Origin of the sequence: Pseudomonas sp. GM18, from assembly GCF_000282195.1 — a bacterium.
GTDB lineage: Bacteria > Pseudomonadota > Gammaproteobacteria > Pseudomonadales > Pseudomonadaceae > Aquipseudomonas.
The window spans coordinates 13,467-30,407 of sequence record NZ_AKJT01000070.1; the positions used below are offsets into that span (position 1 = coordinate 13,467).

Here is a 16,941-nt window from a genome sequence, read left to right on the forward strand (position 1 = left end):
CAGCTCTTACAACACATTACGCCCTGAACTGCCCCAGGCTCGCCTTCAACTGCGCCGCCAACCCATCCAGCACCTTGCCACTGGCCGTGGTCTCCACCACTGCCTGAGCTGCTTTCTCAGCTTGAGCATGAATAGTCTCAACCCGCCCACGCACAGCCTGCGCACCTTGCGCCTGATGCGCCGCGGCCTGGGTCGCCAGACCGATCGCCGCATGCACCTGCTCGACCGACGCCTGCACCGATTGCTGCAACCGCGCACTGTCGCGCAACACCAGCAAACCCTCACTGGCCTGACGCCCAGCCTGCCCGATTGCCGCAACAGCCTCACGCGCGCCCTGCTGCAGCGCAACGATGTGCGCCTGAATATCGCCGGTGGAGCTCTGCGTCTTGCTCGCCAGCGCCCGCACCTCGTCCGCCACCACGGCAAACCCGCGACCGGTCTCGCCGGCACGCGCTGCCTCAATGGCCGCGTTCAGCGCCAGCAAGTTGGTTTGTTCGGCGATCCCGTGAATCACCGTCAGAACCACTTCAATCTGCTCACTCTGTTGCGCCAGGCGCTCGATGACTTTCGCGCCGGTGTCGACTTGTCCAGCCAATGCCTCGATCAAGCTGCCGACTTTCGCCGAAGTCCGGGTGTTCTCATCCGTGGCCTGACGAATGCCCACCACCTGCTGCAAAGCGGCCTGCATGGCGTGGCTTTCAGACTGAGCCTCGTCAGCCATTTGCGACAACGCGCGCAGGCTTTCGGCCACTTCATCGCGCTGCATGCCAGCCGCCGCATCGGCACCGGCATTACGCAGGGTCATGGCGCCGATTTCCACGCCGGTACGCTGGGCCACATCGCCCGCCTCACGCACGATTGGCTGCAACTTATCCACAAAGCGATTGACCGCCGAGGCCATGTCGCCGATCTCATCCTGGCTGTTGATCTGCACGCGCTTGGTCAGATCGCCCTCACCCGCTGCCAGGTCATCCATCGCGACAATGAGCATTTTCAGGCGATTGACCACTCGACGTCCCAGCACTACCGCCAGTAACAGCAGCACACCGAAACCCACCACCGCCAGCCCCATGCCGATGCGCCAGCGCAAAGCTCCCGCGGCTTCCTGCACGGCGCCCGTGGTGTTGGCTTTCATTTCAGAAGCAGTGGACTGCGCCGACTGCAGACGCCCGCGCATCGCCGTTGCGCTGTCGGCCGCCGCGCCTTTGAGGCTGTCACCCACCAATTGATCGCTGCTGGCGATCAGCGCCGAGAAGCGCTTGTCCAGCGCCGCCAGATCGGTTTCCACGGAGGCCGTTGAGACCCCCATCAAGACCTTGCCGATTTCCACGCCATTGGGACTGATCGAGGCTTCGAGGTAGTAGACCGACGGATCGCTCTTCGCTGCATCCAGCACCTTGTCCAGCGCCCGCTCGCCCTGGCCTTTCTCCAGAAGCATCTTGTTGATCGGGTTCTCCCGGTTGAGGTAGCGCGTCAGGTGCTGGCCCGTGGCGTCGTCATAGACCACGAACAGCACGTTGGGATTGCGCTGGGCGCGGCGAGCGAATTCAGACAGGGTGGGAATGTCGCTGTCCCACATGGCGCGGGGTGCGACCGAGGCCAGAAGTTGCGCCATGTCGTTGGCCGATTCCTTCAGGTCCTTCTCCAGCGTCGTACGCAGTTGAGCCTGCTCGTCTTTCAGACGCGAAGACAGCCCGGCAGTCAGGCGCTGACGGGTACTGCTGGACAGGTTATCCAGGCTCGACGTGACTTCACGCCCGGCTTGCTCAAGCTCACCGGAGAGCTTTTGGCCATCGGCGCTCAGGCGCACGCCCAGATCAGCTTCCAGTGCAGTCACCGTGCTCCGGGTCAGAGCGACAGCCACCAAAACCTGCACCAAAAGGGCGATACCAAGGGTAACGAACACGGGCCGCAACAAACGGCTTTGTAACAGTGAGAGAACGGCCGACACAGGAAATCCCTCTACTTTAACGCCATTAAATTGATGGCATTCTGAAGGCGATATTCACAGCAAAGGTCATGCCGTCCAACAGGCATAAACGACAAAGGCCCCGATTAAGGGGCCTTTGTGTTTTACATCAACGACTTATTAAGCGAACGGGTGACGCAGAACGATGGTTTCGTTGCGGTCCGGGCCCGTCGAAATAATGTCGATCGGCGCGCCGACCAACTCTTCGATGCGCTTGATGTAGTTGCGCGCGGCTTGAGGCAGCTCTTCCAGGGTCTTGGCACCCAGGGTCGATTCGCTCCAGCCCGGCATCTGCTCGTACACCGGCTCCAGGCCAATGTAGCTGTCAGCGTCGGTCGGTGCGTCGATCACTGCACCATCCTGGTTCTGGTAGCCCACGCAGATGTTGATGGTTTCGAGGCCGTCCAACACGTCCAGCTTGGTCAGGCACAGGCCCGAGATGCTGTTCACATCAATGGCGCGACGCAGGATCACGGCATCGAACCAACCGCAACGACGGGCACGGCCGGTGGTGGCACCGAACTCGTGACCACGCTTGGCCAGGAACGCACCGACGTCGTCGAACAGCTCAGTCGGGAACGGACCGGAACCGACGCGCGTGGTGTAGGCCTTGGTGATGCCGAGGATGTAATCCAGGAACATCGGACCAACACCCGAACCGGTGGCGATGCCGCCAGCGGTAGTGTTGGAACTGGTGACGTACGGGTAGGTGCCGTGGTCGATGTCCAGCAGGGAGCCTTGGGCGCCTTCGAACATGATGTCCTTGCCAGCGCGACGCAGGTTGTGCAGCTCCGCGGTGACGTCGAGCATCATCGGCTTGAGCAGCTCGGCGTATTCCATGCACTCGTCGAGTGTCTTCTGGAAGTCGATCGCTGGCTCTTTGTAGTAATTGACCAGTACGAAGTTGTGGTAATCCAGCAACTCGCCCAGCTTGGCGGCGAAACGCTCACGGTGGAACAGGTCACCGATGCGCAGACCGCGACGGGCAACCTTGTCTTCGTAAGCCGGGCCGATGCCGCGACCGGTGGTGCCGATCTTCAGCTCGCCACGGGCCTTTTCACGGGCCTGGTCCAGCGCTACGTGGTAGGACAGGATCAGCGGGCAGGACGGGCTGATACGCAGGCGCTCACGCACCGGAACGCCTTTCTCTTCCAGCTTGTTGATTTCCCGCAGCAGGGCGTCGGGTGCAACCACCACGCCGTTACCGATCAGGCACTGCACGCCTTCGCGCAGCACGCCAGACGGGATCAGGTGCAAGACGGTTTTTTCGCCGTCGATCACCAGGGTGTGACCAGCGTTGTGGCCACCTTGGTAGCGCACTACGGCGGCAGCATGTTCGGTCAGCAGATCAACGATCTTGCCTTTGCCCTCATCACCCCATTGGGTGCCCAGGACTACGACATTCTTACCCATAACACTTGTCCTCATTCGCGCAAACTTGGTGCCGGCGGCGGCCGGCAGGAAAACTCAAGAAGCCAGTGGCGATACTTGCCAAAGCCCGTTCTGCTGAATCAATTGCCGGTCGCAGTCCGCTTCACGGGCGGCGGCCAAAGGTTGCCCAGGCAATGCCTGAACGACACGCTGACCCTCACTGCGCAACTGGCAAACCTGCTGCCAGAGTGCTGCATCCGTACTGTCAGGCATCCAGATACCGCCAGACGGTAGCTCGATCTCAGCACGCCCCAGGGTCACCAGGGTTTTCAAATCGGTGGAGAAGCCTGTCGCCGGACGGGCGCGACCGAAGTCGGCACCGATGTCGTCGTAACGACCGCCCTGAGCGATGGACTGGCCAACACCTGGCACGAACACGGCGAACACCACACCGGTGTGGTAGTGGTAGCCGCGCAATTCGCCCAGGTCGAAGTACAGCGGTAACTCCGGGAAACGCGTGGACAGACGCTCGGCAATCGCCAGCAAATCGTCCAGGGCCGCCAGAACAGGCGCCGGCGCATTGGCCAGACGCTCGCGGGCAGCGCTCAACACTTCACGACCACCACACAGGTCGACCAGCGCTCGCAGCATGCCAGACAGATCGGCAGGCAGGCCTTCGGTCAAGGTAATGACCTCGTCGATGGCTTTACGTTGCAATGCATCGAACAACTGTTGTTCGACTTCGCCGGACAAACCGGCGGCGCGGGCCAGGCCGCGGTAGATGCCGACATGCCCGAGGTCCATGTGCACATCCGGCACATCGGCCAGCTGCAGCATGGCCAGCATCAGGCTGATGACTTCTACGTCGCTGCTCGGGCTGGCATCGCCGTACAACTCGGCGCCCAGTTGAATCGGGCTGCGCGAGGACGACAACGCACGTGGCTGAGCATGCAGCACGCTACCGGCATAGCACAGACGGCTCGGGCCTTCGCGACGCAGGGTGTGCGCATCGATGCGCGCCACTTGCGGCGTGATGTCGGCACGGAAACCCATCTGCCGGCCCGACTGCGGGTCGATGACCTTGAAGGTGCGCAGATCGAGGTCCTGGCCTGCGCCGGTCAGCAGGGATTCCAGGTACTCGATATGGGGAGTCACGACAAACTCGTAACCCCAGCTCTGGAACAGATCCAACACCTGGCGACGCGCAACTTCAATGCGCGCAGCCTCCGGTGGCAGTACTTCTTCGATGCCATCTGGCAGCAGCCAGCGGTCTACCGTTGCCATTACGCCATTCCCCTATGATCCGGGCAGCAAGCCTTTGGGCGAGCCTTGAGTGAAGCAGAAAATGATCGGCTCATGTGCATAAACCCCGCGCATGAACAACGTGGCGAAAAGCCTGAAACCGGCTTCGCCAACCACTTTCCTCGAAAAACCTGTCGAGTCATTCAACTCGGGCACCTGCATAAAAACAGCAATCAAACGTGCAGACGCAAAAAAGCCGGGAATTTCCCGGCTGCCGCATCATACACACGTTTTCCCAAAGGATCACCCCGCCCGAGGCTTTAGCCGCCAGGCGGGGGATGATTCAGGTCAACGTCGTATCAAGGCTTGGCTTTTTCCAGGTAACGGAAGAAGTCACTGCTCGGGTCCAGGACCATGACGTCGGATTTGTTCGCGAAGCTTTCACGGTAGGCACGCAGGCTACGGTAGAACGCGTAGAACTCCTGATCCTGGCCGTATGCCTTGGAGTAGATCGCAGCAGCCTGGGCGTCACCGTCACCGCGAACCTCTTCGGATTCACGATAAGCTTCAGCCAGCAGCACGCGGCGTTGACGGTCGGCGTCGGCACGGATGCCTTCGGCCAGCTCGTTACCCTTGGCGCGGTGCTCGCGGGCTTCACGCTCACGCTCGGTGCTCATACGTTCGAACACGCTGCGGTTCACTTCCTTCGGCAGGTCGATGGCTTTGACCCGCACATCGACGACTTCAATGCCCAGCTCTTTTTCTGCCATCTTGTTCAGCGAAGCGGTGATGTCTGCCATCAGCGCATCACGCTCACCGGACACCACTTCGTGCAGGGTGCGTTTACCGAACTGGTCACGCAGGCCCGATTCCAGACGACGGGAAAGACGCTCGTCGGCAATCTGCTTGAGGCCGGAAGTCGCGGTGTAGAAGCGCTCGGCATCTTTCACGCGCCACTTGGCGTAGGCATCGACCATCACGGCTTTCTTTTCCAGCGTCAGGAAACGCTGTGTCGGTGCATCCAGCGTCATCAGGCGCGCATCGAATATGCGCACCTTGTTAACGTAAGGCACTTTCACATGCAGGCCCGGCTGAACATCGGCCTGGACCACGCGACCGAACTGCAGCAACACCGCGCGCTCGGTCTGAGCCACGATGTAGAAGCAGTTCCAGGCAACGATCGCCACGACGACGCCGACAATAAGGGCGATCAGCGATTTATTGCTCATCAGCGACTCTCCCTGGTACGTGCCTGCTGTTGCTGCAGATCAGCTGCCGCACGCACATTCACTTCATTGCTGCTGGCTGCCGCGCCGGTCACTGAGGCACCGGAGCTGCGACCACTGTCGATCATCTTGTCCAGCGGCAAGTACAGAAGATTGTTCTGGCCTTCCTTGTTGCCGGTCACGAGAACCTTGCTGGTGTTGCTGAAGATTTCCTGCATGGTGTCCAGGTACAGACGCTGACGGGTAACTTCAGGCGCCTTGCGGTATTCGGCCACCAGCTTGGTGAAGCGGTCGGCCTCACCCTTGGCGCGGGAGACGGTCTCGTCGCGGTAACCGTTGGCATCCTCGAGGATACGCTGGGCCTGACCACGGGCTTCCGGCACGACGCCGTTGGCATAGGTTTCAGCCTGGTTGCGCGAACGCTGCTCGTCTTCACGGGCGCGGATCACGTCATCGAAGGCTTCCTGGACTTCACGCGGTGCAGCTGCGCTCTGTACGTTGACCTGAGTGACGGTGATGCCGGTGCGATAGGTATCGAGGAAACGTTGCAGACGTTCCTTGATTTCGCTGGCCATCAATTCACGACCTTCGGTCAGCACCTGGTCCATGGCGGTAGAACCCACCACGTGGCGCAAGGCACTGTCGGTCGCATGCTGCAGGCTGGTTTCCGGCTGATCGACGTTCAGCACGAAGTCCTGCAGGTTGCTGATCTTGTACTGCACGGTCAGCGGCACTTCGACGATGTTTTCGTCTTCAGTCAGCATTTGACCCTGCTTGGTATAGGCACGCTCACGCGTGACGTTTTCCAGGTACTTGCGATCGATCGGCGGGAAATAGATGTTCAGGCCCGGGCCGACGGTTTCATAGTATTTGCCGAAGCGCAGCACCACGGCCTGCTCCTGCTCGTCGACCACGTAGACAGCGCTGTACAGCCACACGGCTGCCAGCACGGTCAGACCGATGCCGAGCAGGCCGCCAAAGCCGCCACTCTTGCCCGGACCACCGCCCTCGTCACCGCGTTTCTTGCCACCACCGAACAACCCGTTCAGGCTTTCCTGCAGCTTTCGGAAGGCCTCGTCGAGATCCGGTGGTCCCTTGCGGTCGCCGTTATTGCGGCGCTTGCCACCCCAAGGATCCTGATTATTCGAGTTGCCACCCGGCTCATTCCAAGCCATAGCGCTCTCCATCTGATAAAGCAAAGACGCACCCACGGCGCGCCGACCAATGCTACAGAATGCCTGTCACCGCGGCACAACCGCTTTCTCAGGCTTTTATTGCAAAGTGTGTTGCTCGATGAATTCCATCGGTTGCAGACCTTCGCGGCTCACGAGTCGATTCAATTCGATCCGTGGCAAGCGAACGGCCAGCAGGCTGATGCCTTCTTCGTCGTGTTCTTCTTTTTGCACTGCACCGAGTTCGAAAAACTGCGCACGCAGTCGAGCAAAACGTTGCGGCAAGCGCAAGGTGCCAACAAACAAATCGCTGCCCAACAGTTCCGCCACTGCCTGCTTGAGCAAGTCCAGGCCGGTACCGTCCTTGGCCGACAACCAGACCCGCTGCGGCTTGCCATCGGCATCGCGCTGGATCTGCGGCTCAACCCCCTCGAGCAAATCGAGTTTGTTGTATACCTCAAGGATCGGCAAGTCTTGTGCCCCGATCTCCCCGAGCACCACCATGACCTGTTCGATCTGGGCCATACGATCAGGCTCGTGCGCATCGATCACGTGCAGCAGCAGGTCGGAGTTGCTCGACTCTTCGAGCGTAGCTCGAAATGCCTCGACCAGTTTGTGCGGCAGGTGACGAATGAAGCCCACGGTGTCGGCCAGCACGATCGGCCCGAGGTCCTCGAGCTCGAGTCGGCGCAAGGTCGGGTCAAGGGTCGCGAATAGCTGGTTGGCGGCAAAGACGTCGGAATCGGTGACCGAGTTGAACAGCGTCGATTTGCCGGCGTTGGTATAACCCACCAGTGAAACCGTCGGGATGTCAGCGCGTTTGCGCCCGCGACGAGACTGCTCGCGCTGGCTGCGGACCTTTTCCAGGCGCCCCTTGATCTGACGCAGACGAATCCGCAACAGGCGCCGGTCGGTTTCCAGCTGGGTTTCACCCGGCCCGCGCAGACCGATACCGCCCTTCTGCCGCTCAAGGTGAGTCCAGCCGCGAACCAGTCGCGTACTCATGTACTCAAGCTGGGCCAGTTCGACCTGGAGCTTGCCTTCATGGGTGCGGGCGCGTTGGGCGAAGATATCGAGAATCAGACCCGTGCGATCGATCACGCGACACTCGAAAATACGTTCGAGGTTACGTTCCTGACTGGGCGTGAGGATGTGATTGAAAATCACCAGATCGACCTGTTCGGCTTTGACCAGGTCGCGTAACTCTTCGACCTTGCCGCTGCTGATCAGGGTTTTGGCGGTTGGCCGATGACGCGGCACGTTAAAAAACGCGACGGTCTCGGCACCAGCCGAAATTGCCAACTCCTGAAACTCCTGCGGATCTTCGCGCGCCTCAGGGTCCTGACCATCCAAGTGAACGAGAATTGCCCGCTCACCACCACCGTGGCGCTCAAAGAACAAAGGAGACTCCTATCAGGCGTTACCTGGCTCAGCGTCGCCTGCTTCGGATTCGGTTGCGCTAGGCAGACGAATTGGACGAACCGGCACCACTGTAGAGATAGCGTGTTTGTAAACCATCTGGCTGACGGTGTTTTTCAGCAGGATAACGAATTGGTCGAAAGACTCGATCGTGCCTTGCAGTTTGATCCCGTTGACCAGGTAGATGGAAACCCCCACTTTCTCTTTACGTAAAGTATTCAAGTAAGGGTCTTGTAGCGAATGCCCTTTTGACATGTGCCGCACTCCTTTAAGGATTCAATATAAAAAAATAGGTAAACAGATGGCTTGGGCCGTCACACCCCCAAGGATAGACGGCAATTGCAAGGACTCAGCTCAATATGGAGATGGTCCCGAGGTATTTCAAGGCGCGCGGCAGATTGTCGCAATCGAGGCTGTCCAACCAGTGTAAATCAGCCCAACTGCGCAGCCAGGTGAACTGGCGCTTCGCCAATTGGCGCGTGGCAATGATTCCACGCTCCTGCATCTCGGCTTGCGTCAGCTTGCCATCCAGGTAATCCCAGACTTGTCGATAGCCTACAGCACGTATAGACGGCATCCCGGAATGCAGGTCACCTCTATCTCGCAGGGCTACGACCTCGTCTATGAATCCCTGTTCCAACATATTTGTGAATCTTTGTTTAATACGCTCGTGCAGTACCTGGCGATTTGCCGGAGCGATGACCAAGTTCGCGACAGTATAGGGCAATTGTTGCAGTCCCGAAGCGGCTGCTTCAGTACTTTGCGCAGATTGTCGCAAGCGTAGCTCGGTCATGCTCTGACCACTGACGCGATAAACTTCCAGCGCGCGACTGAGGCGCTGCGGATCGTTCGGGTGAATACGCGCCGCGGATTGCGGATCAATCACCGCCAATTGATCGTGCAGGGCTTGCCAGCCAAGGCGTGCAGCCTCTTCTTCAATTTGTGCGCGAACGTCCGCATCGGCCGCCGGCATGTCCGCCAGACCTTCGAGCAAAGCCTTGTAATAGAGCATTGTGCCGCCCACCAGCAGCGGAATATTGCCCCGCGCGGTGATCTCGCCCATGGCTTGCAACGCATCGCGACGGAAATCCGCGGCGGAATAACTCTCGGCCGGGTCGAGAATATCGATCAGCCGGTGCGGGAATTCGGCCAGGATCTCTTTGGAGGGTTTGGCGGTGCCGATGTCCATGCCGCGATAAACCAGCGCCGAATCGACACTGATCAGCTCGCAAGGCAGGACTTTGGTGAGTTCGATGGCCAGGTCGGTCTTGCCGGCGGCCGTCGGCCCCATCAGGAAAATCGCGGGAGGGAACTGGCTCATCAACGACCGCGCAAGAACAGTTTGTCCAGATCGTCCAGGCCCAGTTGGGTCCAGGTCGGTCGGCCATGGTTGCATTGACCGCTGCGTTCGGTGTTTTCCATGTCCCGCAGCAGGCCGTTCATTTCCGGCAAGGCCAGGCGCCGATTCGCGCGAATCGCGCCGTGGCAGGCCATGGTGCCGAGCAGTTCATTCAGGTGCGCCTGAATCCGGTCGCTGGTGCCGTATTCCATCAAATCCGCCAGCACATCGCTAACCAGTCGGTTGGCCTCGGCCTGTTTCAGCAACGCGGGGATTTGCCGGATGGCCAGGGTTTCCGGGCCAAGGCGCTGCAATTCAAAACCCAACCGCTGGAACCAGGCGACGTTTTCTTCGGCGCAATCGGCTTCGCGCTGGCTGACCGCCAGGGATTCCGGCACCAGCAACGGCTGACCGCTCAGGCCTTCGCTGGCCATGGCGACTTTCAGGCGTTCGTACATGATCCGCTCATGGGCGGCGTGCATGTCTACCAGCACCAGGCCTTGGGCGTTTTCCGAAAGAATGTAGATGCCCTTGAGCTGCGCCAATGCATAGCCCAACGGCGGGATGTCGTCCTGCCCGGCCGGCAGCGCGACCGCATTGGCCTCGGGCAACGGCGCGAAAAACTCGCGATAGGCCGCCTGGGCCTCGGCGACGGGCACGCCGGACTGAGGCCGCGGCGTGTATTGATACTGATAACCGGCACCGGCGCCAGAGCCCGCCGAAGTATTGAAGGACGGCTGGGCCTGAGGCTGTTCCAGCAACGCGTTGGCCGCCAGACGCATCTCGCCTTGAGGGCCGAACTCGCCGGCTTCGATACCGGTCGGCCGGACCATGGCCGTCGCGACAGGCGCGGCCAACTGGTCTTCCGGCCGCACATCGCCCAAGGCGCGGTGCAAGGTGCCGTAAAGGAAGTCGTGAACCATGCGCCCGTCACGGAAGCGCACTTCGTGCTTGGTCGGGTGCACGTTGACGTCGACGCCCGCCGGATCGACTTCGAAAAACAGCACGAACGTCGGGTGCCGACCGTTGAACAGCACGTCGCGATAAGCCTGACGCACCGCATGCGCCACCAGCTTGTCGCGCACGGCACGGCCATTCACAAAGAAATACTGCAAGTCCGCCTGGCTGCGGTTGAAGGTCGGCAACCCGACCCAGCCCCACAAGTGCAGGCCATTGCGCTCGATTTCGATCGGCAGCGCCTGCTCCAGAAAACCCGCCCCGCAGATCGCCGCCACACGCCGGGCGCGGGCCGCGTCATCATGGGCTTCGTGCAGGCTGAGGATGGTTTTGCCGTTATGGCGCAGATGGAACGCCACATCGAAGCGCGCCAACGCCAGACGCTTGATCACTTCTTGCAGGTGATCGAATTCGGTTTTTTCGGTCTTGAGAAACTTGCGCCGCGCCGGGGTATTGAAGAACAAATCACGCACTTCCACCGAAGTGCCCACCGGATGGGCCGCCGGTTGCACCCGAGGCGCCATGTCCCGACCTTCGGTTTCCACTTGCCAGGCCTGATCGGCATCGCGAGTGCGGGAAGTCAGGGTCAGCCGCGCCACAGAACTGATGGATGCCAGCGCCTCACCACGAAACCCCAGGCTCATGACCTGTTCGAGGTCTTCCAGGTTGCGAATCTTGCTGGTGGCGTGACGGGCCAGGGCCAAAGGCAGGTCATCGGCAGAAATGCCGCTGCCGTCGTCACGCACCCGCAGCAGCTTGACGCCGCCCTGCTCCACATCGACATCGATGCGCCTGGCGCCGGAGTCGAGGCTGTTTTCCAACAACTCCTTGATTACCGAGGCCGGGCGCTCAACCACTTCACCGGCGGCAATCTGGTTCGCCAGCCGCGGGCTGAGTAGCTCGATACGCGCCGTATTGGTCAGCACCTGATTCATTCTTTGGCCGCCAGTTCAGTGCCGGGAATGGTCAACGTCTGACCAATCTTCAGCTCGTCACTTTGCAAGTTGTTGGCACTGCGCAAGGTGGCCGCAGACACCTGATAACGCACGGCGATCATCGCCAGGGTTTCACCGGGACTCACGCGATGGTCACGCGGGCCTTGGGCGATCTTGCCGGAATCGCGCAGCCAGGCAATGTAGGTGCCCGGCGGCGGGTTCTGCTGGAAGAACTGCCGCACGCCGCTGCTGATGGAGCGCGCCAGCGCCTGCTGGTGGCTCGATGCCGCGAGTTTCGAGGCTTCGTTGGCGTTGGAGATGAAGCCGGTTTCCACCAGGATCGATGGGATGTCCGGCGACTTCAGCACCATGAACCCGGCTTGCTCAACACGTTGTTTGTGCAGCGGCGTGACACGACCGATGTTGCTCAAGACTTTCTGGCCAACGTTCAGGCTGGAAGTTAGGGAAGCGGTCATCGACAGGTCGAGCAGCACGCCGGCCAACATGCGGTCCTTGTCGTCGAGGCTGACGTTGCCGGCACCGCCGATCAAGTCGGAACGGTTTTCGCTGTCGGCCAGCCAACGGGCGGTCTCCGACGTAGCGCCGCGGTCAGACAGGGCAAACACCGACGCACCGAACGCAGCGGCTGAAGGCGCGGCGTCGGCGTGGATCGAAACGAATAGATCGGCGCCTTTCTTGCGAGCGATTTCGGTACGGCCGCGCAACGGAATGAAGTAGTCGCCGGTACGGGTCAGCTCAGCACGGAAACCTTTCATGCCATTGACCTGACGCTGCAGCTCACGGGCGATGGCCAGCACCACGTCTTTTTCACGCTGACCGCGAGAGCCCGAGGCGCCCGGGTCTTCGCCGCCGTGGCCGGCGTCGATCACCACAATGATGTCGCGCTTGCCGGCTGGTGCAGGTGGCAGTTTGATCGAAGGCTCGGATGGCGGCGTGACGGGCACGGCGGGCACCGTAGCCACGGACGGCGTCGGCGCAGGCGGTGGCGCGGCGTCGGCCGCGTTATCGAACAGGTCGACCACCAGACGATTGCCGTACTGGGCGTTCGGCGCCAGGGTAAAGCTTTTCGGCGTGACGGCTTTTTTCAGGTCGATGACCACCCGCAAATCGGTCGGCGTACGCTGAGCCGAGCGCATCGCCGTGATCGGTGTGTTGGCGGTGGAGACGTTCAGTGGCGACCCGAGCGTCGCGCCATTGATGTCGATCACCAGCCGATCGGGTGCGGTCAGGGTAAAGACGCTGTGCTGCACAGGCCCCGTCAGGTCGAACACCAGCCGCGTGTTGTCCGGCGCCCGCCACAGGCGAACACTGTTGACCTTCGTCTCGGCCACAGCGTCGACGGTCACCGCCAGAAACAACAATCCTACGGCAGCAACCAACGCGCGAAAGCGCATACCTAACCCCATCATTTAATTGAATTCCAATGCCAAAACGGCACACCAGTCCTCGCCGCGCGAGCCCTGGGACAAAATTTTCAGCGAACGTCCGCTGTCATGCGGGCTAATGGTAATGGTCAGGTCGGGCTTTGGCAAAAAGCCTGCACCCTTCTGGGGCCATTCAATAAGACATAATGCGTCGTCATCGAAATAGTCGCGGATGCCGAGGTACTCCAGCTCCTCGGGGTCGACCAATCGATATAAGTCGAAATGGAAGGCGCGGACGGCGCCGATCTCGTAAGGCTCGACCAGGGTAAAGGTTGGACTTTTTACCGCGCCGGTATGCCCCAGGCCACGGATGATGCCCCGGGACAGCGTGGTTTTCCCCGCGCCCAGATCCCCTTCAAGAAAAATCAGACCGTGCCCTTGGGTGGTTTTGGCGATACGTGCGCCAAAGTCGCTCATGGCCTGCTCGTCGGCCAGGTACAGGGTTACTTCAGACACGGTGCTTGCTCCTCCAACAACTGACGAATGGCTGGAATCAGATCACTGGCCGCCAGCCCGCGGCCGAATTTACCTTGTTGTTCGCCGGCATTGGCGTGCAGCCAGACTGCCAGGCAGGCCGCGTCATACGCGTCCATGCTTTGTGCGAGCAAGGCGCCGACCAGACCGGCCAGCACATCGCCCAAGCCGGCCGATGCCATGGCCGGATGCCCCTGATGACACAGCGCCAGACGCCCATCGGGACTGGCGATCAGACTGCCAGCGCCCTTGAGCACCACCACCGCTGTATATTTTTTGCTCAATGCATGAGCGGCGGCCGGACGATCAGCCTGAACGTCGACCGTCGAGATCCCCAACAATCGCGCTGCTTCGCCCGGATGCGGCGTGATAACACTACCCGTGGGCAAGCTCACGCCACCTTCGGCCAACAGGTTCAACGCATCGGCGTCCCAGACTTGCGGCCGTGGCGCATTGGCCGCGGCCGACAACAGACTGCGCCCCCAGGCGGCCTGCCCCAGCCCGGGGCCGACGACCAGCACGGTGGCCTTCTCAAGCAGCCCCATCAATTGATTGGCCGACGAAGTACCGAGCACCATCGCTTCCGGCAAACGCGCCAGGGCGGCTGGAACATGCTCGCTGCGCGTAGCCACGGACACCATGCCGGCACCGCTGCGCAGGGCACTTTGCGCGCTCAGCAGGATGGCACCGCCAAAACCGCGATCACCGCCGATGAGCAGTGCATGGCCGAATTTGCCTTTGTGGGCGGTTGGCATTCGACCTGCCAGACGCGGCACATTACCGGCGCTCAGACGACGTGCACTGATCTCGGCCCCAATAAATGTCTCGGGGGCGACGTGCAGATCGTTGAATACCAAATCGCCCACCACATCCGCCGCGTCACCGGTGAACAGACCCAGTTTCAAACCGATGAACGTCACCGTCAGCTCAGCTCGAACCGCAGTGCCGAGCTGGCGCCCCGTATCGGCGCACAGCCCCGAGGGGATATCCACCGCCGCAACCGGTAGCCCACTGGCGTTGATCGCGGCGATGACGCTGGCGTACGGCTCGCGCACTTCACCGGTCAGGCCGGTGCCGAGCAAGGCATCCAGCACAATACCGCGTAATTCGGAGTGCGGGCTCCAGCCTTGAATGGCCACGCCTTCGGCCACCGCCTCGGCATGCGCCGACGCGGCATCACCCTGCAAACGCCCAGGGTCGCCGGCGGCCAGCACCCGCACATGCCAGCCGGCACGTCGGGCCAGCACGGCCACCAGGTAACCGTCGCCCGCGTTATTGCCGTGGCCGGCCACCACGCTCAATTCGTGCCCGGTCGGCCAATGGCGGACCAGCGCACGCCAGGTCGCCCGCGCTGCACGCTGCATCAATTCGAAGCCCGGTGTACCGGCCGCGATCAGGCTCGCATCGAGCCCTCGGACTTGCGCGGTGCTATACAGCGCGTCGGGTAATTCATCTTTAGTGTGCGGCATGCGTCTTCAGGCTCCGATGTCTGGCAGAATTATACGCATCTCAGCTCCGGTTTCTCTCGCCTCATGCCCGCTATTACCACAGACCTGCCCGCCCTCGCCCAATCCATCAAGGACTGGGGCCGCGAGCTGGGCTTTCAGCAAGTCGGCATCAGCGGCCTCGACCTGGCCGAGCATGAGCAGCACCTGGAGCGCTGGCTCGCCGCCGGCTACCACGGCGAAATGGACTACATGGGCGCCCACGGCAGCAAACGCTCGCACCCGGAAGAACTGGTGCCGGGCACCCTGCGCGTGGTTTCCCTGCGCATGGACTACCTGCCGGGCGACACGCACATGGCGCAACGGCTGGCCCAACCGGAAAAAGCCTACGTCTCGCGTTATGCCTTGGGCCGCGACTACCACAAATTAATTCGTAAACGCGTGCAACAACTGGCAGAAAAAATCCAGGCAGTGATCGGCCCGTTCGGCTACCGCGCCTTTGTCGACAGCGCCCCGGTGCTGGAAAAGGCCATCGCCGAACAGGCTGGCCTGGGCTGGATCGGCAAAAACACGCTGGTCTTGAATCGCAAGGCCGGCAGTTACTTCTTCCTCAGCGAACTATTCGTCGACCTGCCGCTGCCAGTGGACCCGCCCCATGCCACCGAGCACTGCGGTCGCTGCACGGCCTGCCTGGATATCTGCCCGACCAACGCCTTCGTCGGCCCCTATGTGCTGGACGCCCGGCGCTGTATTTCGTACCTGACCATCGAACTGAAAAGCGCGATCCCTGAAGATTTACGACCGCTGATCGGCAATCGGGTGTTCGGTTGCGATGACTGCCAGATCGTCTGCCCGTGGAACCGCTTCGCCCGGCCTTCCGGGGAAAGTGACTTCAAACCCCGGCACAACCTGGACAACGCCGAACTGGCCGAACTGTTCATGTGGGACGAAGAAAAATTCCTCAGCAGCACCGAAGGTTCACCGTTGCGTCGGGCCGGTTACGAGCGCTGGTTGCGCAATCTGGCGGTCGGCTTGGGCAATGCGCCGTCGAGCATTCCGGTGCTCGAAGCGCTGAAGGCCCGGCGGGACTATCCGTCGGAACTGGTGCGCGAACACGTCGAATGGGCGCTGAAACAACACGGCCTCCTGTAGCAGCTGCCGAAGGCTGCGTTCGAGGCCGCAGGACTCGCGGCGGATCTGAACATCTACGACTGCTTCGCAGCCGGACGCAGCCTTCGGCAGCTGCTACAGGGACCGTGTATCGGTCAGGCTTCGTCGTTATAAACGAACTTGGGCATTTCCCAGTGGAAACGGATCGCCAGCAAGCGCAGCAGGAAGCCGCCGAACAGGGTAATCAGGATCGCCTGCTCACCCGGCAATTGCAGGTAGACACAGAATAAATAGCACCATGCCGCGGCAAACGAGACGCTGGCATAGAGTTCGCGGCGGAAGATCAGCGGGATGTCGTTGCAGAAGATGTCCCGCAGGATGCCGCCAAACACCCCGGTGATTACGCCGCTGACCGAGGCCACCAGCATGCCGTGGCCCATTTCCAGAGCGGTCATGCAGCCGATCAGGGTGAACGCCACCAGGCCCACGGCGTCGAGCACCAGAAACAGCGAGCGCAGATGACGCATCCAGCGTGCCGCGAAGACGGTGAACATTGCTGCGATCGACGTCAGCACCAGGTATTCCGGGTGTTTGACCCAGGTCAGCGGGTAATGGCCGAGCAACACGTCGCGCACCGAACCGCCGCCCAGCGCCGTGACACACGCAATCAGCACCACGCCAAACCAGTCCATGCCGCGACGACCCGCAGACAGGGCGCCAGTCATGGCCTCGGCAGTAATGGCGATCAGGTAGAGCATCAGCAACATGGTGGCGGTCCTTACGAGAAGGCGCGCAGTCTACTCAGATCGTCAGGGCACCAAAAGGGGGCACCACACA

14 protein-coding genes are annotated in these 16,941 nt (G+C 61.2%); 1 reads left to right on the forward strand and 13 read right to left on the reverse strand.

Annotation, left to right across the window (positions count from 1 at the left end):
- Window positions 1-16 precede the first annotated feature (16 nt).
- The 12 genes from PMI21_RS10500 to PMI21_RS10445 all read right to left on the reverse strand — a co-directional run bounded on the left by PMI21_RS10500 (window position 17) and on the right by PMI21_RS10445 (window position 15,018).
- Window positions 17-1,951 (reverse strand): methyl-accepting chemotaxis protein, encoded by a 1,935-nt coding sequence (locus PMI21_RS10500; protein ID WP_007939584.1) that lies wholly within the window; start codon window positions 1,949-1,951, stop codon window positions 17-19.
- A 138-nt stretch (window positions 1,952-2,089) separates the two neighbouring features.
- Window positions 2,090-3,382, reverse strand: coding sequence for an adenylosuccinate synthase (locus tag PMI21_RS10495; protein WP_007939587.1), 1,293 nt, complete (start codon window positions 3,380-3,382; stop codon window positions 2,090-2,092).
- Window positions 3,383-3,436: 54 nt separating this feature from the next.
- Window positions 3,437-4,624 carry an ATP phosphoribosyltransferase regulatory subunit gene (locus PMI21_RS10490; RefSeq protein WP_007939588.1) on the reverse strand — a complete coding sequence of 396 codons (1,188 nt, stop codon included), beginning with the start codon at window positions 4,622-4,624 and terminating at the stop codon, window positions 3,437-3,439.
- Window positions 4,625-4,941: 317 nt separating this feature from the next.
- Entirely contained in the window at window positions 4,942-5,811 is an 870-nt protein-coding gene (hflC, locus tag PMI21_RS10485; RefSeq protein WP_007939589.1) for a protease modulator HflC, read from the reverse strand.
- Complete coding sequence (hflK, locus tag PMI21_RS10480) at window positions 5,811-6,983, reverse strand: FtsH protease activity modulator HflK (RefSeq protein WP_007939590.1); 1,173 nt, start codon at window positions 6,981-6,983, stop codon at window positions 5,811-5,813. Before hflK ends, hflC begins: the two co-directional genes overlap by 1 nt.
- Before the next feature lie 96 nt (window positions 6,984-7,079).
- Window positions 7,080-8,381: a ribosome rescue GTPase HflX gene (gene hflX, locus PMI21_RS10475; RefSeq protein ID WP_007939591.1), complete on the reverse strand. Its 1,302-nt coding sequence runs from the start codon at window positions 8,379-8,381 to the stop codon at window positions 7,080-7,082.
- 12 nt (window positions 8,382-8,393) lie between these two features.
- Window positions 8,394-8,654 carry an RNA chaperone Hfq gene (gene hfq, locus PMI21_RS10470; protein WP_007902656.1) on the reverse strand — a complete coding sequence of 87 codons (261 nt, stop codon included), beginning with the start codon at window positions 8,652-8,654 and terminating at the stop codon, window positions 8,394-8,396.
- Window positions 8,655-8,748: 94 nt separating this feature from the next.
- Window positions 8,749-9,720 carry a tRNA (adenosine(37)-N6)-dimethylallyltransferase MiaA gene (miaA, locus tag PMI21_RS10465; protein ID WP_007939592.1) on the reverse strand — a complete coding sequence of 324 codons (972 nt, stop codon included), beginning with the start codon at window positions 9,718-9,720 and terminating at the stop codon, window positions 8,749-8,751.
- The gene (mutL, locus tag PMI21_RS10460; RefSeq protein ID WP_007939593.1) at window positions 9,720-11,630 is read right to left on the reverse strand and encodes a DNA mismatch repair endonuclease MutL; all 1,911 of its coding nucleotides are present in this window, start codon (window positions 11,628-11,630) and stop codon (window positions 9,720-9,722) included. Before mutL ends, miaA begins: the two co-directional genes overlap by 1 nt.
- Window positions 11,627-13,060 carry an N-acetylmuramoyl-L-alanine amidase gene (locus PMI21_RS10455; RefSeq protein WP_007939594.1) on the reverse strand — a complete coding sequence of 478 codons (1,434 nt, stop codon included), beginning with the start codon at window positions 13,058-13,060 and terminating at the stop codon, window positions 11,627-11,629. The genes mutL and PMI21_RS10455 overlap by 4 nt, the downstream gene beginning before the upstream one ends.
- Window positions 13,061-13,531 carry a tRNA (adenosine(37)-N6)-threonylcarbamoyltransferase complex ATPase subunit type 1 TsaE gene (tsaE, locus tag PMI21_RS10450; RefSeq protein WP_007939595.1) on the reverse strand — a complete coding sequence of 157 codons (471 nt, stop codon included), beginning with the start codon at window positions 13,529-13,531 and terminating at the stop codon, window positions 13,061-13,063.
- Window positions 13,519-15,018, reverse strand: coding sequence for a bifunctional ADP-dependent NAD(P)H-hydrate dehydratase/NAD(P)H-hydrate epimerase (locus tag PMI21_RS10445; RefSeq protein ID WP_007939596.1), 1,500 nt, complete (start codon window positions 15,016-15,018; stop codon window positions 13,519-13,521). Before PMI21_RS10445 ends, tsaE begins: the two co-directional genes overlap by 13 nt.
- A 63-nt stretch (window positions 15,019-15,081) precedes the next feature.
- On the opposite strand from PMI21_RS10445, the gene queG reads away from it, so the two are divergent.
- Window positions 15,082-16,146, forward strand: coding sequence for a tRNA epoxyqueuosine(34) reductase QueG (queG, locus tag PMI21_RS10440; protein ID WP_007939597.1), 1,065 nt, complete (start codon window positions 15,082-15,084; stop codon window positions 16,144-16,146).
- 113 nt (window positions 16,147-16,259) lie between these two features.
- Here the strand turns inward: queG and PMI21_RS10435 are convergent, their stop codons facing one another.
- Entirely contained in the window at window positions 16,260-16,871 is a 612-nt protein-coding gene (locus PMI21_RS10435; RefSeq protein ID WP_007939599.1) for a trimeric intracellular cation channel family protein, read from the reverse strand.
- Window positions 16,872-16,941: the final 70 nt, after the last annotated feature.

What these genes read in the sequence shown, in the direction of transcription:
- PMI21_RS10455 (WP_007939594.1), bottom strand. Translation starts at nt 13,060, where the DNA reads ATGATGGGGTTAGGTATGCGCTTTCGCGCGTTGGTTGCTGCCGTAGGA.
- PMI21_RS10490 (WP_007939588.1), bottom strand. Translation starts at nt 4,624, where the DNA reads ATGGCAACGGTAGACCGCTGGCTGCTGCCAGATGGCATCGAAGAAGTA.
- miaA (WP_007939592.1), bottom strand. Translation starts at nt 9,720, where the DNA reads ATGAGCCAGTTCCCTCCCGCGATTTTCCTGATGGGGCCGACGGCCGCC.
- hfq (WP_007902656.1), bottom strand. Translation starts at nt 8,654, where the DNA reads ATGTCAAAAGGGCATTCGCTACAAGACCCTTACTTGAATACTTTACGT.
- mutL (WP_007939593.1), bottom strand. Translation starts at nt 11,630, where the DNA reads ATGAATCAGGTGCTGACCAATACGGCGCGTATCGAGCTACTCAGCCCG.
- PMI21_RS10495 (WP_007939587.1), bottom strand. Translation starts at nt 3,382, where the DNA reads ATGGGTAAGAATGTCGTAGTCCTGGGCACCCAATGGGGTGATGAGGGC.
- hflC (WP_007939589.1), bottom strand. Translation starts at nt 5,811, where the DNA reads ATGAGCAATAAATCGCTGATCGCCCTTATTGTCGGCGTCGTCGTGGCG.
- queG (WP_007939597.1), top strand. Translation starts at nt 15,082, where the DNA reads ATGCCCGCTATTACCACAGACCTGCCCGCCCTCGCCCAATCCATCAAG.
- PMI21_RS10445 (WP_007939596.1), bottom strand. Translation starts at nt 15,018, where the DNA reads ATGCCGCACACTAAAGATGAATTACCCGACGCGCTGTATAGCACCGCG.
- hflK (WP_007939590.1), bottom strand. Translation starts at nt 6,983, where the DNA reads ATGGCTTGGAATGAGCCGGGTGGCAACTCGAATAATCAGGATCCTTGG.
- PMI21_RS10435 (WP_007939599.1), bottom strand. Translation starts at nt 16,871, where the DNA reads ATGTTGCTGATGCTCTACCTGATCGCCATTACTGCCGAGGCCATGACT.